Consider the following 14763-nt stretch of genomic DNA (forward strand, 5'->3'; position numbering starts at 1 on the left):
CGTTCACGGCGCCCCGTGCCCGGTCTGTGCTCCTGTGCCGCTCCGTGCTCCCGCGCCGTTCCCGTGACCGTTCCGCGTGCCCGCGCCCTGCCCGTTCCGCGTGCCCGCGCCGTTCGTGCGGGCGTCGGCGGGCGGGACGCCGTCGCCGGGGATCACGGTGCCGGGAACGCCGAGGACGCCCGCCGCGCCGGCCGACGCCGCGGCCGAGTGCGGGACGGGGCGGATGGTGCCGCCGGGGCGGCCGGGCTCGGTGGAGAAGAAGGCCGGGTCCTTGCCCGGCTTCATGCCGAGCCCCTCGGCCTTCTTCGACAGCTGCTGCGGGGCCCCCTCCCGGGCGATCTCCTCCTCGTAGGCCTGGCGCTGCTGTTCGAGCTGCTTGTTGCTCTGCTGCAGCCGCGTCAGCGTGAAGGCGTCCTTGGCGAGGACGGTGTTGAGCAGCAGCAGGCTGACCAGCGCGCCGCCGAGCAGCCCGACGATGAGAAGGACGAACGGGGCGCGCGGCGCGCTCTGGCCGCCGCGTCGCGACGCGGTCGCCCCTGTCGTGCCTCCCGTCGCGCCGCCCGCGGCCTTCGCGGCCTTCGTCGCCTTCGTGCTCTTGGCCGGCGAGGCCTTCGTCCGCGCCGGGGCGGGCGCCGCCTTCGCCGGCTTGGCGGGCTTGGCGGGCTTGGCGGGCGCCGGCTTGGCGGGAGCGGTCACCGCGGGCCGGCTCTTCGGCGGCGCGGCCGGCGCCGGGGCGGCTCCGTCCGGCCGCTCCGGGGCCCGCTTCCTCGGCGCCTTGGTCGGCGGCCGCCTGCTCGTCGTGGTCATGTCGCCTCCCGGACGCGCTCCGCGGCGCGCATCCGCACCGATCCGGCCCGTGGATTGGTCGTGGTCTCCTCGTCGGACGCCACTTCGGCCCCGCGCGTCAGGAGCCGGAACCTCGGCTCGTGCTCGGGCAGCGGGACCGGCAGCTCCGGCGGGGTCGTGTCGGCCGCCTGGGCGGCGAGGACCTGCTTGGTGATGCGGTCTTCGAGCGAGTGGTAGGACAGGACGACCACCCGGCCGCCGACCGGGAGCGCGTCCAGGGCGGCGGGCAGCGCCCGGCGCCAGGTGTCGAGCTCGCCGTTCACCTCGATGCGCAGCGCCTGGAAGGTGCGCTTGGCCGGGTTCCCGCCGGTGCGGCGGGTGGCGGCGGGGATGGAGGTGCGCACCAGGTCGGCGAGCCGCCGGGTCGACTCCAGCGGGGCGCGCTCGCGCTCCCTGACGATCGCGGCGGCGATGCGCTGGGCGAACCGCTCCTCGCCGTACTCGCGCAGGATGCGGGCGAGCTCGGCGGGCGGGTAGCCGTTGACGACCTCGGCCGCGGTCAGGCTCTGGGTGCGGTCCATCCGCATGTCGAGGGGGGCGTCGTAGGAGTAGGCGAAGCCGCGGTCGGCCTCGTCGAGCTGCGGGGAGGACACGCCGAGGTCGAACAGGACGGCGTCGACCGCCCGGACGCGAAGCCGGCGCAGCACGGAGGGGATCTCGTCGTAGACGGCGTGCTCCAGCGCCACGCGGTCGCCGAACGGGGCGAGCCTGCGCGCGGAGCGCTCCAGCGCCGTGGTGTCGCGGTCGAGGCCGATCAGGCGCAGCGACGGGACGGCCCGCAGCATCGCCTCGGCGTGGCCGCCCATGCCGAGCGTGGCGTCGAGGTACACGGGAGCACGGCCGGCGACGGCCTGCGCCGCGGGGACGAGAAGTTCGAGAACGCGGTCGAGCATGACCGGGATGTGGCCGCTCTCGGGCCCCCGGTCGTGCGCCGCGTGGTTCCTTGCGCTGTTCCCCGCTCCGTTCTCCACGCCGTCCATGCTTCACCCCCTGTACTGCCACCTCGCTCGCGGACTGTGTGGCATCGCCGGACCGGACCGTCCCGCGCCCCCGGCGGCGGCCTCGCCCGGCCAGGTCCCCATCCGCTGCCCTGGAGGAAGATCACCGCGTTGCCCGCGGGGGGTCGCCGTCTGGCACCGGGGAAGCTGCGCCAGCTGACTGGAGAGCGGCTGGAGACCTGGCCGAACGTGGGCCAGTGCCGGTCAACGGACCGACAAGTCGTATCTCAGAGAATCCCTGGCAACACCTCCTCCGAGACGTCGGAGAAGGTTTGCTCCTCCTGCTCCAGGTAGGTCTCCCAGGCCTGGGTGTCCCAGATCTCCAGACGCGTGTTGGCCCCGATGACCGTGCATTCGCGGGTGAGGCCCGCGTACTTGCGCAGCGGCGGAGGAATGGTGACGCGGCCCTGCTTGTCGGGCACCTCGTCGGAGGCGCTGGCGAAGAAGACCCGGCTGTAGCTCCGGACCGCCTTCTCGGTGACCGGCGCGGCACGCAGAGCCTCGGTTATCCGCTGGAACTCCGCCATGGGGAAGACGTACAGGCAGCGTTCCTGGCCCTTCGTGATCACCAATCCCCCCGACAGCTCCTCGCGGTACTTCGCCGGCAGGAACAGTCGTCCCTTGTCGTCGAGGCGCGGTGAGTGGGTGCCGAGAAACACCGGGCCCCACCTCCCGCGCCGCATGGGGCGCTACCGCCCCCCACGGCGCCCCACTCTACTCCACTCTTCCCCACCGTCAACAAGAAAAACACCGTCCACGCGCCGTTTTCCGCGACGAAATCGCAGGTCAACGGGGGTGGTGTGGAGTGGGGCCCAGCGGGGGCCCTCAGCGCGCCGCCCCGGCGCGAGCCGGTTCCGAACGCCCCCGCTCGGGGGGGTGCGACACGGCCCTGTGGGACGGGGTGGAGTGAAGTGGTGAGGCGCACACGTCGTTTGTCGTCGTCTCCGTGGAGCACAATTGGCTCGCGTTCCACATGAACATCGCAGTGGGCGTTCCAAAGACGTACTGTCGTTTGGAACGGCTGAGGAGGGTTTGGTGGCAGTAGGCACGCACGGCGAGTCGTTCATGGAGACCGACCCCCCGGCACCCCACCCGGCCCGGCGCGGCGGCCGTGACACCGGAGCCGCGGACGCGGAGGGCCGTGACGCGGACCGCGGGACGGGAGGCGGGCTCGACGGGCTCGCCCACGTCGCGAACAAGATCCGCGACGCCGTGGAGTCGGTGATCGAGGGCAAGCCCTCGGCCGTGCGGCTCGCGCTGACGGTGCTGCTGGCGGAGGGGCACCTGCTCATCGAGGACGTGCCCGGGGTCGGCAAGACGATGCTCGCCAAGGCGCTCGCGCGCTCGGTCGACTGCTCGGTGCGGCGCGTGCAGTTCACGCCCGACCTGCTGCCGAGCGACATCACCGGGGTCAGCGCCTACAACCAGGAGCGGCGCGAGTTCGAGTTCAAGCCGGGCCCGGTGTTCGCCAACATCGTGGTCGGCGACGAGATCAACCGGGCGTCCCCGAAGACGCAGTCCGCGCTGCTGGAGTGCATGGAGGAGCGCCAGGTCACGGTCGACGGCACCACCTACGCGCTGGAGCCGCCTTTCATGGTCATCTCCACGCAGAACCCGGTGGAGATGGAGGGGACCTACCCGCTGCCCGAGGCGCAGCGCGACCGGTTCACCGCCCGCATCTCGATGGGCTACCCCGACCCCGCCGCCGAGCTGGAGATGCTGGAGACCCACGGCGAGACGTCACCGCTCGACCGGCTCACCCCGGTCGCGCACGCCGCCGACGTCCGCGACCTCATCGAGGTGGTGCGGGCCCAGCACGTCGCGCCGGCGGTGCGGCAGTACGCGATCGACCTCGTCTCCGCCACCCGCAGGCATCCGGAGCTGCGGCTCGGCGCGTCCCCGCGGGCGACCCTGCACCTGGTGCGGGCCGCGCGGGCCTACGCCGCGCTCGACGACCGCGACTACGTCGTCCCCGACGACATCCAGGACCTCGCCGTCCCCGTCCTCGCGCACCGGCTGCTGCCGACCGCCGAGGCGCAGGTGGAGCGCCGCCGTCCCGAACAGGTGGTGGCCGACCTGGTGAAGCGGCTGCCGGTGCCCTCCCCCGGCAGGTGACGGGTGCGACGGGCGCTGGCCGGCCTCACCACGCGGGGGCGGTCGTTCGTGGCCGCCGGGGCGACCGCGATCGTCTGCGCGGTGGCGCTCGGGGAGCGCGACCTGCTGCGCGCCGGGGTGCTCGTGCTGGCGCTCCCCCTGCTGTGCACGGTCGCGGTGGCGCGGACGCGGTACCGGCTGGCCTGCGCGCGGCGGCTGGAGCCGGCGCGGCTGCCGGTCGGCCACGAGTCCCGTGTCGACCTGCGGCTGGAGAACGTGTCGCGGCTGCCGAGCGGGCTGCTGATGGTGGAGGACCGGGTCCCCTACGCGCTCGGCGGGCGGGCCCGGTTCGTGCTGGAGCGGATCGAGCCGCACGCGTTCCGTGAGCTCGGCTACCGGATCCGCTCGGACGTGCGCGGGCGCTACCGGGTGGGGCCGCTGACCGTCCGGCTCGCCGACCCGTTCGGGATGGTGGAGCTGGTCCGCTCGTTCAGCCTCTCCGACACGCTCACGGTGACGCCGTCGATCGTGCCGCTGCCGCCGGGCCGGCTGTCGGGGGCGTGGACGGGCGGCGGCGACAGCGTCGCCCGCGCGGTGTCCGCGGCGGGCGAGGACGACGTGGCGCCGCGCGAGTACCGGCACGGCGACGACCTGCGCCGCGTGCACTGGCGTTCCACCGCGCGGCACGGGGAGCTGATGGTGCGGCGCGAGGAGCAGCACTTCCAGAGCAGCGGCACGCTCTTCCTCGACACCCGCCGGTCGGCCCACTGGGGCGACGGGCCGGCGGGCTCGTTCGAGCAGGCCGTCTCGGCGGCCGCGTCGATCGGCGTCCACCTCGTCCGGACGGGGATGAGCCTGCGGTACGTCACCGACGGCGGGGAGGCGCTGCCGGCCGCGCCCTCCGAGGGCGCGTTCGAAGGGCTGCTGCTCGACGCGCTGGCCGTCGCCCGCCGGTCCAAGGGCGGCTCGCTCTCGACGGGGCTGGCCGCGCTGCGCGGGCACGGCGCGGGACGGGAGGGCGACGGCCTGGTCGTCGGGGTGTTCGGCGTGCTGTCGGACGAGGAGGCCCGCGCGGTCTCCGCGGCCCGGCGCGGCACCGGCACGTGCGTCGCGGTCCTCATGCGGGGCGGCCCCGAGGACGGCGAACCGCAGGACGGCGGGATGGCCGCGGGGCTGCTGCGCGCGGGCGGCTGGCGGGTGGTGACCGTCGGGTCCGCGGCGGAGCTCGCCGGGGCGTGGGCGCGCGCGGGCAAGGCCGGCGAGGATTTCGTGTCAGGGGCGGCGCATGACTGAGGGCGGCGCATGAGCAGGGGCAGCACATGAGGGTCCGGATGACGGTGATGGCCGGGCTGGCGACGCTCGCCTGCTCGCTCGCGCTGTACCCGCTGTTCGAGAGGGCGAGCTGGTTCTGGGCGGGGCTCGGCGCGGTGCTGGCCGTGTCGGGCGGGGGCCTGCTGGCGCGGCGGCTGCGCATGCCCGCTCCGGTCGGCCTGCTGTTCGGGCTCGCGGCGCTCCTGCTCTATCTCAACCTCGCGTTCGCGGGCGGCGAGGCGTGGCTCGGCGTCGTCCCGTCACCGGAGTCGGTGCGGCGGCTCGGCGAGCTGGCGGACGAGGGCTGGCGTGCGGCCAACCGGTACGCGGCGCCCGTCCCGCTCGTCCCCGGCATCGCGATGCTGGCCGCCGCGGGCATCGGCCTGGTCGCCGTCCTGGTCGACCTGCTGGCCGTGCGGCTGCGCCGCGCCGCGCCCGCCGGGCTGCCGCTGCTGGCGATGTACAGCGTGCCCGCGGCCGTCCGCGAGGACGGCGTCGGCTGGCTGGCCTTCGGCATCGGCGCGTTCGGCTTCCTCGCCCTGCTGACGGCCGACGCCCGCGAGCAGGTCGGCGGCTGGGGCCGTACGGTGACGACGCGCCGCAGCCCGCGGGAGGTGCCGCTGGCGGGGGCGCAGCCGCCGCCGGCGGACCGCGCCGACCGGCCCGACGCCTCGGCCCTGGCGGCCAGCGGCCGCCGGATCGCGGCCGGCACGGTCGCCGTGGCCGTGCTGCTGCCTGCGGCGATCCCCGGGCTGCACCCGCGCGGCGTGTTCGGCGTGGGCGGCGGCTCCGGCCGGGGCACGCAGACCGTGACGACGCCCGACCCGCTGGTCAGCCTGAAGCGGGAGCTGACCCGGCTGGACGACTCGACCGTGCTGACCTACCGCAGCGACGCCCCCGAGAGCCCCGGCTACCTCCGCCTCTACGCCCTCGACCGGTTCGACGGCGACCGGTGGACCTACAGCCCGCTGAAGAGCAGCTCCAAGGACCGGCTTAGCGGCGACCGCGCCCTCCCCGCCCCGCAGGGGCTGACCGTCGCGCCCTCGCGCGAGGTGACGACCGAGGTCCGGGTACGGCCGGAGGTCAGGAACATGACGTTCCTGCCGGTGCCGTACGCCCCGGCCAAGGTGTCGATCAAGGGCGACTGGCGGGTGCACGGCCCGTCGCTGATGATCTACTCGCTGCGCGACTCGGCGGGCGGACGCTCCTACACCGTCAGGAGCCTGATCCCGCAGCCGACCGTCGGGCAGCTCGCCGCCTCGGGGCCCTACCCGCCCGAGATCGTCGCGCACTACACGGCGGTGCCCAAGAACGTCCCGCCGGAGGTCAGGAAGCTCGCCTCGGACGTCACCGCCGGTTCGGCGACCGCGCTCGGCCAGGCCGTCCGGCTGCAGCGCTGGTTCACCCTGTCCGGCGGGTTCACCTACGACCTGTCGGCGCCCGCGCCGCAGCACGGCAGCGACCTCGTCGACTTCCTCCTGCACAGCAAGCGCGGCTACTGCGAGCAGTTCGCCGCCGCGATGGCGCTGATGGCGCGGATCCTCGGGATCCCCTCGCGGGTCGCGATGGGCTACACGCCGGGCAGCGAGGTCAAGCCCGGCGAGTGGGTGGTGCGGTCGCGCGACGCGCACGCCTGGCCCGAGCTGTACTTCGAGGGCTCGGGATGGGTGCGCTTCGAGCCCACGCCGAGCGGCGCCGCCGGGCAGGGCACGGCCCTCGCCCCTGAGTACAGCCTGCCCGCGGTCAGCACCGGCGGCGGACCGGACGACCAGGTCACGCAGGCGCCGGACGCCTCGTCCCCCGACGCGGGCGCGGCGGCCTCGCCCAGCGGCCCCGCGCACCGCAACGACGAGGGCGCGGGCGCGGCGACCGACGTCCAGGAGGGCGACGACGGCGGGTTCTCCGCGGCGCGGTGGCTCGCCGTCGCCCTGCTGGTGCTGCTGCTGATGGCCGTGCCGATGACGCTGCGCATCTACACCCGGTGGCGCCGTTGGGCGGCCCTGACCGCCTCGCCCAGCGGGACGCCGACGCCCAAGCGGCGCAGGGCCTCCCCTGGTCCGGCGGAGGAGGCGGAACGGCGCCGCAAGCGCACGCCCGATCCGGCCGCGCCGGTGAGATCACCGAACGGGACGCCCGATCCGACTGGGGCGGCGCACGCCGCCTGGCAGGAGATGCGCGCGGACGCGCTCGACCACGGCCTGGAATGGCGGGCCAGCGACTCCCCGCGCGCCGCCGCCCGCCGGCTCGGGGAACTGCTGGAGATGGACGCGCCGAGCGTCCAGGCCCTCACCCGGATCGCCCGCGCCGAGGAACTGGCGCGCTACTCGCGGACCCGCGCCTCCGAGCCCGCCGAGCGGCTGCGCGCCGACGTGCGGACCGTCCGGGAGGCGTTCGCCGCGTCCGTCGGGCGCCGGGCCCGGTGGCGCGCCCGCCTGCTGCCGCCGTCGACGATGGAGCAGACCCGCACCGCGCTCCGCACCGCCGGAGACCGCGCCCTCGACGCCACCGCCCGACTGAACGACCTACCGTCCCGCCTCCGCCGCCGCTAGCCGCGCACACACGTTCGTCCCGGCCCGCGAAAAAGTCCGCACAAGGCCGGGACGAGTCGCCTCGCCGGTACCGAGGGACCGCTCAGTCACAACCTGGGGGGACAACCCCCAGACGCCCGGAAGAAGATTGAGCGCCGTCTTCCGCTTCGCTCCAGACGCCGCTCAATCACAATCTGAGGGGACGACCCCCCAGACCCCCCGGGAAGAAGACTGAGCGTCGTCTTCCGCTTCGCTCCAGACGCCGCTCAGTCACCCTCGGTGCGGCGGCGCCAGCGTTCCTCCATGCGCTCCATGAAGCCCGCCTTCGCGGGGCGCGCCTGCCGGCCGCCTCCGCGCGCGGGCTCGTTGCCGATGCCCGTCATCCGCTTCCAGCTCGTCAGCGCCCAGACGCAGCACACGACCATCAGCAGGAAGCCCGTGACGCTGACGGCGATCGTGACCGTCCCGGCATTGATCACAAGACCGGCCATCAGCGCGCAGACGCCCACCGCGAAGCCGAGGGCCGCCTTGACGATCCGGCGCTTGTAATGGACCTGGGGGTTGGTCGAGCGAACCGCGTGAGCGAACTTGGGATCCTCGGCGTACAAGGCCGATTCGATCTGTTCGAGCATGCGCTGCTCGTGCTCAGACAGCGGCACGGCACCTCCCAGCGACAGCTCCGCGACGGAGTATCCGATGCGGGACGCGAACGTCAACGGTGATATGCCCAGAATACGAGGACTCTCGAGCGTACGAAAGCGAACGGCCCGCCGAGGGCCCGGCGCCGGTCACCTCACAGCCTTCTTTCATTGTCTTCCGTCCCTGCCGTCCCCTGCGTCACCCTCCGCCGCACGCCGAACCAGCGCGGCGGGACGCACCGCGCCGCGCCCGAACCGGTGCGCGACCTGATCCATGGCTCGCTCGGCCTCACGCCAGCCGCTGTCCGGCTCGTCGAGGGCGAGCTGACGGGGGGCCTCGCCGGCGGGGCCCAGATTCTCCACCCGCACCCCGACCAAACGGAGTCGTACCCGTTCCAGGCCCGACGCCTCGTACAGCTCGCGGGCTGTGACATAGATCACACGAGCCAGGTCGGTGGGCTCGGCCAGCGTGCGCGCGCGCGTGATCGTCTTGAAGTCGGCCATCCGCAGTTTGACGCTGACCGTCCGGCCGGCGTTCCCGCTCTCGCGCAGGCGCGCGCCGACCCGCTCCGCGAGCCGCAGCAGCTCCCGCCGGATGATCTCGGGATCGTCGACGTCGGTGTCGAAGGTCTCCTCGGCGCCGATGCTCTTGTCGGGCGTGTGCGGGACGACCTCGCGCGGGTCGCGTCCCCACGCCAGCTCGTGCAGGTGCGCGCCGAGCGCGTTGCCGAGCTCGCGCTGCAGCGTGGCGAGGGGCACCTGGGCGAGCTGCCCGACGGTGCGCAGCCCGAGCCTGGTGAGCGCCTGCTCCGTCCGCTCGCCGACGCCCCAGAGGGACGCGACGGGCAGCGGGTGAAGGAAGTCGACCACGCCGTCGGCCGGCACCACGAGCAGCCCGTCGGGCTTGCACCGGGTCGAGGCCAGCTTCGCGACGAACTTGGTGGTCGCGACGCCGACCGAGCAGGTGATGCCCTGCTGGTCGCGCACCTGGTCGCGGATGAGCTGCGCGATCTCGGCGGGACGGCCCAGCCGCCGCCGGGCGCCCGCCACGTCCAGGAAGGCCTCGTCGAGCGACAAGCCCTCGACCAGCGGCGTGACGGAGCGGAAGATCTCGAAGACCGCAGCGGAGACGCGGCCGTACTTGCCGTGGCTCACCGGCAGCACCACGGCCTGCGGGCACAGCCGCCGCGCCCGCGTCATCGGCATCGCCGAGTGCACGCCGAACCGGCGGGCCTCGTAGGAGGCCGCGGACACCACGCCGCGCGGCCCGGCGCCGCCCACGACGACGGGACGGCCGCGCAGCTCGGGCCGCTCCAGCAGCTCGACGCTGACGAAGAAGGCGTCCATGTCGACGTGCAGGATGGCGCAGCCGGTGTCGTCGGCGGGCGGGCCCGGCTGCGGCCCCGGCCGGTGCAGCTGCTGCTTGCGGCTCACGGTGCTAGCCGGCCGGTTTGTCGGCCACCAGGTGCAGCTGGGTGGCGAGGTCCCGCAGGACGGGGTGGACGGCCGCGACGGACTCCAGCGCGATCAGCGCGTCCGCGGAGTCGGCGTCGCCGTCCAGCAGGCCGCTCGGCACGAGGTCGGCGAAGATCCGGACGCCGTGCAGCTCGGCGACCCGCAACCCGGCGCCGCTCACCAGCTCCGACAGCGACTCGCGGGTGAACCGGCGGGGCATCCGGTCGCCCTCGCCCCACCGCCCGGACGGGTCCGTCAGCACCCGCCGCGCGTCGTCGAAGTGCCCGGACACGGCGCGGTGCAGCGCGGCCGCGACCTGCCCGGCCGCCAGCACGCTGACCGAGCCGCCCGGACGGACGGCGCCGGTCAGCGCCGCCATCGCCGCGCCGGGATCATCGACGTACTCGAGGACGCTGTGGCACAGGACGAGGTCGGCGGCGTCCGGGCCGAGAAGGTCGGGCAGGTCGACCGCGTCGCCCTGCACGGCGCGCACCCGCACGCCGGACTCGGAGGCCCGGCGCTCCAGCGCGGCCAGGGCGTCCGGGTTGGCGTCGACCACGGTGACCCGGTGCCCCAGCTCGGCGAGCGGAACGGCGAACCCGCCGGTCCCCCCGCCGACGTCCACGACATCGCTCAGGCCGGCCTCGGGAGTGATGCGGTCGAGGACCGCGCGCAGCGCGTCCCACAGGACGGCGCTGCGCACCCGGCTGCCGCCCCGCACCCGCTTCTGTTGCCGGCCGGTCACACCCGCTCCCCTAACGTTGGTCATCAAGGAGAGCTTATTGCAGTGCACTCCTCTTCCACGCCTGGCCGCCCACCGAAGTCACGCGCGCCCGCAGGCAGGCCCCGAGCGATGCCGATGCGGGCACGGCCGATCGCACCCACCCCAGCCCGCTCCGCAACCCCGCAACGACCTCAATGGCCGCGATCGCGTCCGAAGGCAGGTTCGAGCTTGCGAGAACCTGATCGCGCAGCGAGCCGCAAGGCGAGACGAAGCGATGCCAGCGATCGCCAGCTTTTTCGACGATGGAGGGCCGCCAGGCCCGAAGGAGGAGAAAAGGCTAAAGACTCAGAGAGGGCTTCAGTTGTTGGAGGCGGGAGAGGAGGCCGTTGACGAAGCGGGGGGACTCGTCGGTGGACAGCTCGGTGGCCAGGCCCACCGCCTCGCTCACCGCGACGCCGTCGGGGACGTCGTCGACCCACAGGAGTTCGAACGCGCCCATCCGCAGGATGTTGCGGTCGACGACGGGCATGCGTTCGAGCGTCCAGCCGGTGGCGTAGGTGGCGAGCAGCTCGTCGATGCGCTCCTGGTTCTCCTGGACGCCCTCGATCAGCCGGACGGCGTGCGGGTACTCGGCGAGCTCGTCCTGGTTCGGACGGCCGCGGGCGGCGAGGACCGCCGTCGGCTCCTCCTCGCGGAGCTCGGCGGCGAACAGGATGTCGAGGGCGAGTTTTCTGGCCTTGGTGCGCGCTGCCATCTCAGGCGCGGCCGAGGTACTCGCCGGAGCGGGTGTCGACCTTGACCTTCTCGCCGGTGGTGATGAACAGCGGCACCTGGATCTGCGCCCCGGTCTCCAGCGTGGCGGGCTTGCTGCCGCCGGTGGAGCGGTCGCCCTGCAGGCCGGGCTCGGTCTCGGTGATCTCCAGCACGACGGCGGCGGGCAGCTCGACGTACAGCGGGTTCTCGTTGTTGAAGGCGATCACGGCGTTCTGCTCAGGGAGCAGGTAGTTCGCCGCGTCGCCGACGACGGCCGCGGGGATGTGCGGCTGGTCGTAGGTCTCGGTGTCCATGAAGACGAAGTCCTCGCCCTCGCGGTAGAGGTACTGCATCTCGCGCTTGTCGACGCTCGCCACCTCGACCTTGGTGCCGGCGTTGAAGGTCTTGTCGACGACCTTGCCCGACAGCACGTTCTTGAGCTTGGTGCGGACGAACGCGCCGCCCTTGCCGGGCTTGACGTGCTGGAACTCCTGGACGGTCCACAACTGGCCGTCGAGGTTCAGCGTCATGCCGTTCTTCAGGTCGTTCGTCGTCGCCACTGCGTTGTTCTCCCGGTCGCGGGCCCGCGCGTCCTACAGGACGAGCAGGTCCTTGGTCGTTGTGGTGAGGAGCTCCGGCCCGCCCGCGCGGACCACCAGCGTGTCCTCGATGCGGACCCCGCCCCGGCCCGTGAGGTAGACCCCCGGCTCCGCGGTGATCGGAACCCGATCCATCAGCTTACCGGTCTTGTCGTACCCCATGAGCGGCGCTTCGTGGATCTCCAGGCCGACGCCGTGCCCGAGGCCGTGGGTGAACGCCTCGCCGTGCCCGGCCTCCGCGATGACGTCGCGGGCGGCGGCGTCCACGTCCTTGGTGTCGGCGCCGGGCAGCGCGGCGGCCAGCGCGGCGGCCTGGGCGCGGTGGACGAGGTCGTAGACGTCCCGCTGCCAGGCGGCGGGCTCGCCGATCGCGACGGTGCGGGTCATGTCGGCGTGGTAGCCGCCGTAGAGGGCGCCGAAGTCCATGGTGACGAGGTCGCCGCGCTGGAGCTCGCGGCCGCCCGGGTGGTGGTGCGGGACGGCGCCGTTGGGGCCGGACGCGATGATCGAGTCGAACGCGGGGCCTTCGGCGCCCTGGTCCACCATGGCCCGTTCGAGGGCGATCGCGACGGCGCGCTCGGTGACCCCGGCGCGGATCTCGGGCAGGACGGCCTCGAACGCGCGGTCGGTGACGGCGCACGCCTCGCGCAGCAGGCCGATCTCCTCCTCGTCCTTGACCATGCGCAGCTCTTCGACGAGATGGCCGAGCGGGACCAGTTCGGCGGCGTGGCCCGGAAGCGCGACGCCGAGGAGGGCCGTGTGGTGCTCGACGGTCAGGTCGTGGGCCTCGAAGCCGATGCGGCCGTGGCCGTCCTCGCCCGCCCGCCTCACCAGTGCCTCCGCCACCTGGCGGTCGACGACGACGGGCAGTTCCGGGCAGACCTGCGCGGCCATCCCGGCGTAGCGGCCGTCGGTCGCGAGCACGGCGGGGCCGTCGGCCGGGACGAGCAGCGCGGCCCGCGAGCTGTCCAGACCGGTCAGGTAGCGGACGTTGACCAGGCGGGTCACCAGCAGTGCGGCGGCGCCCCGGTCGGCGACGAGCGCGGCGAGCCGGCGGCGCCGCGCGTAGTGAGTCTCCCCCATGGCCAGGACTCTAGATCATCGCGAGACGGCCGTCTCAACGCGGTCACGAACATGAAGAACCCTCGACTTCTGGTCGAGAGCTGGCCTAGCGTGACCCGGCGTGTGCTCCGTCCCCCCGAATGTCCGGCCCCATGGACTTCCCCAGGAGTGATTCCCCTTGACCCGAGTCAGCCGTAGAAGACTGCTGGGCACAGGCGCGCTCACCGCCGCGGGAGCGGTCGTCACCGCGGCCGCGGCCCCCTCCGCCGCCGCCCGCACGGCGCCCCTCACCGCCGACGTGGTGATCGTCGGCGCCGGGCTCTCCGGCCTCACCGCCGCCCGCGACCTCGTCGCGGCGGGCCGGTCCGTGGTCGTGCTGGAGGCGCGGGAGCGCCCCGGCGGCCGCGTCTACGGGATGCCGCTCGGCGACGGCACCACCAACGAGGGCGGCGCCGAGTTCATCGGCCCGACGCAGGACCGCATCGCCGCGCTCGCCGGGGACCTGGGCGTCGACACCTACGCCACCTACAACGAGGGCAAGAACGTCTACTACCGGGACGGCAAGCGGTCGCTGTACGCGACCGACGGCCTGCTCGGCGCGGTCCCGCCGGACTGGGGCGTGGTCGACCTGGAGCTGGCGCTGCTCAAGCTCGGCGGGATGGTCAAGGAGGTGCCGGTCGGCGAGCCGTGGAAGGCGGCCAAGGCGGAGGAGTGGGACGCGCAGACCTTCCACACCTGGTCGCGGGCCAACTCCCTGAGCAGCGGCGCGCGGTTCCTGATGGACGCGTTCGCCTCCTCCACCCTGTCGATGCGCTCGCAGGAGGTCTCGCTGCTCTACCTGCTGAACTACGCGGCCTCGGCGGGCAACGAGAGCGCCCCGGGGACGATCGACCGGCTGATCAACACGAAGGGCGGGGCGCAGGAGTCGCGGTTCGTCGGCGGCTCGCAGGAGGTGCCGATCCGGCTGGCGGCGCGGCTCGGCGACATCGTCCACTACAACGCGCCGGTCCGGTCCATCGCCGCGGAGGCGGGCGGCGTGACGGTGACCGCCGACGGGATCACGGTGTCGGCGAAGCGGGTCGTGGTCGCGATGTCCCCGGCGATCGCCGGGAGGATCGACTTCTCGCCGGCGCTGCCCGCCGCCCGGGCGCAGCTCATGCAGCGGTACCCGATGGGCTCGGTGGCCAAGTTCGTCGCCGTCTACGACACGCCGTTCTGGCGGGCGGACGGGCTGACCGGGCAGGCCGTGGCCGACAGCGGCGCCATCGACGCGACGTTCGACAACAGCCCCCCGGACGGGTCGCGGGGCATCCTGATGGGCTTCATGAACCAGGCCAACATCAGGAGGCTGGACGGCGCGCCGGCCGCGGACGTGCGGGCCGCGGGACTCGACTCGTTCACCAGGCTGTTCGGCGACAAGGCCGCGAACCCGAAGCTGACCGCCTTCCAGCGCTGGGACAACGAGACGTGGAGCGGCGGCGGCCCCGTCGGCGTCGCCCCGCCCGGCGCGCTCACCGCGTTCGGTCCGGCGCTGCGGGAGCCGTGCGGCCCGGTCCACTGGGCGGGCACCGAGACGTCCGGCTACTGGACGGGTTACATGGACGGCGCCGTCCGCTCCGGCGAGCGCGTCGCGAAGGAGGTCGACGCGGCGCTCTGATCCGCCCTTCCCGGGGCGTTCCCCGCGCGGTTCCGCCGGCAGCGAGAAGTAAGGATCAGATAGCGATCCTGACGGCGGATCCGCGCGTCTCATCCAGG

At 73.8% G+C, this 14763-nt stretch carries 13 protein-coding genes; 4 read left to right on the plus strand and 9 right to left on the minus strand.

Annotated elements, in window-relative coordinates; translation table 11 throughout:
* Window positions 1-3 precede the first annotated feature (3 nt).
* The 3 genes from AB0C87_RS33255 to mraZ form a co-directional block, all read right to left on the minus strand.
* Window positions 4-807 carry a hypothetical protein gene (locus tag AB0C87_RS33255; protein ID WP_360581140.1) on the minus strand — a complete coding sequence of 268 codons (804 nt, stop codon included), beginning with the start codon at window positions 805-807 and terminating at the stop codon, window positions 4-6.
* Window positions 804-1826 carry a 16S rRNA (cytosine(1402)-N(4))-methyltransferase RsmH gene (gene rsmH / locus AB0C87_RS33260; RefSeq protein WP_345175502.1) on the minus strand — a complete coding sequence of 341 codons (1023 nt, stop codon included), beginning with the start codon at window positions 1824-1826 and terminating at the stop codon, window positions 804-806. The genes AB0C87_RS33255 and rsmH overlap by 4 nt, the downstream gene beginning before the upstream one ends.
* A gap of 245 nt (window positions 1827-2071) precedes the next feature.
* Window positions 2072-2503: a division/cell wall cluster transcriptional repressor MraZ gene (gene mraZ, locus AB0C87_RS33265; protein WP_360581143.1), complete on the minus strand. Its 432-nt coding sequence runs from the start codon at window positions 2501-2503 to the stop codon at window positions 2072-2074.
* Between the two features lie 376 nt (window positions 2504-2879).
* On the opposite strand from mraZ, the gene AB0C87_RS33270 reads away from it, so the two are divergent.
* From AB0C87_RS33270 to AB0C87_RS33280, 3 genes are read left to right on the plus strand one after another with little or no spacing between them, the layout of a single operon-like run.
* Window positions 2880-3959, plus strand: coding sequence for a MoxR family ATPase (locus tag AB0C87_RS33270; protein ID WP_360581145.1), 1080 nt, complete (start codon window positions 2880-2882; stop codon window positions 3957-3959).
* Between the two features lie 3 nt (window positions 3960-3962).
* Window positions 3963-5231, plus strand: coding sequence for a DUF58 domain-containing protein (locus tag AB0C87_RS33275; protein WP_360581146.1), 1269 nt, complete (start codon window positions 3963-3965; stop codon window positions 5229-5231).
* Window positions 5232-5257: 26 nt separating this feature from the next.
* Window positions 5258-7798, plus strand: coding sequence for a DUF3488 and transglutaminase-like domain-containing protein (locus AB0C87_RS33280; protein WP_360581148.1), 2541 nt, complete (start codon window positions 5258-5260; stop codon window positions 7796-7798).
* Window positions 7799-8043: 245 nt separating this feature from the next.
* Here AB0C87_RS33280 and AB0C87_RS33285 read toward each other — a convergent pair whose 3' ends face one another.
* The 6 genes from AB0C87_RS33285 to AB0C87_RS33310 form a co-directional block, all read right to left on the minus strand.
* The gene (locus tag AB0C87_RS33285; protein WP_185023574.1) at window positions 8044-8436 is read right to left on the minus strand and encodes a DUF3040 domain-containing protein; all 393 of its coding nucleotides are present in this window, start codon (window positions 8434-8436) and stop codon (window positions 8044-8046) included.
* A gap of 147 nt (window positions 8437-8583) precedes the next feature.
* Window positions 8584-9849, minus strand: coding sequence for a DNA polymerase IV (locus AB0C87_RS33290; RefSeq protein ID WP_345175512.1), 1266 nt, complete (start codon window positions 9847-9849; stop codon window positions 8584-8586).
* Between the two features lie 4 nt (window positions 9850-9853).
* Entirely contained in the window at window positions 9854-10615 is a 762-nt protein-coding gene (locus tag AB0C87_RS33295; protein WP_345175513.1) for a methyltransferase domain-containing protein, read from the minus strand.
* A 316-nt stretch (window positions 10616-10931) separates the two neighbouring features.
* Window positions 10932-11348: a transcription antitermination factor NusB gene (gene nusB / locus AB0C87_RS33300; protein ID WP_345175514.1), complete on the minus strand. Its 417-nt coding sequence runs from the start codon at window positions 11346-11348 to the stop codon at window positions 10932-10934.
* A gap of 1 nt (window position 11349) precedes the next feature.
* Window positions 11350-11907 carry an elongation factor P gene (gene efp / locus AB0C87_RS33305; RefSeq protein ID WP_345175515.1) on the minus strand — a complete coding sequence of 186 codons (558 nt, stop codon included), beginning with the start codon at window positions 11905-11907 and terminating at the stop codon, window positions 11350-11352.
* 33 nt (window positions 11908-11940) lie between these two features.
* Window positions 11941-13029: a Xaa-Pro peptidase family protein gene (locus AB0C87_RS33310; protein ID WP_360581150.1), complete on the minus strand. Its 1089-nt coding sequence runs from the start codon at window positions 13027-13029 to the stop codon at window positions 11941-11943.
* A 157-nt stretch (window positions 13030-13186) separates the two neighbouring features.
* Here AB0C87_RS33310 and AB0C87_RS33315 point away from each other — a divergent pair, with 157 nt between their 5' ends.
* Window positions 13187-14665 (plus strand): FAD-dependent oxidoreductase, encoded by a 1479-nt coding sequence (locus tag AB0C87_RS33315; RefSeq protein ID WP_353834193.1) that lies wholly within the window; start codon window positions 13187-13189, stop codon window positions 14663-14665.
* Window positions 14666-14763: the final 98 nt, after the last annotated feature.

Source organism: Actinomadura sp. NPDC048021 (assembly GCF_040653135.1).
Classification (GTDB): Bacteria; Actinomycetota; Actinomycetes; order Streptosporangiales; family Streptosporangiaceae; genus Spirillospora; species Spirillospora verrucosospora.

What these genes read in the sequence shown, in the direction of transcription:
- AB0C87_RS33255 (WP_360581140.1), bottom strand. Translation starts at nt 807, where the DNA reads ATGACCACGACGAGCAGGCGGCCGCCGACCAAGGCGCCGAGGAAGCGG.
- rsmH (WP_345175502.1), bottom strand. Translation starts at nt 1,826, where the DNA reads ATGGACGGCGTGGAGAACGGAGCGGGGAACAGCGCAAGGAACCACGCG.
- AB0C87_RS33280 (WP_360581148.1), top strand. Translation starts at nt 5,258, where the DNA reads ATGAGGGTCCGGATGACGGTGATGGCCGGGCTGGCGACGCTCGCCTGC.
- nusB (WP_345175514.1), bottom strand. Translation starts at nt 11,348, where the DNA reads ATGGCAGCGCGCACCAAGGCCAGAAAACTCGCCCTCGACATCCTGTTC.
- AB0C87_RS33310 (WP_360581150.1), bottom strand. Translation starts at nt 13,029, where the DNA reads ATGGGGGAGACTCACTACGCGCGGCGCCGCCGGCTCGCCGCGCTCGTC.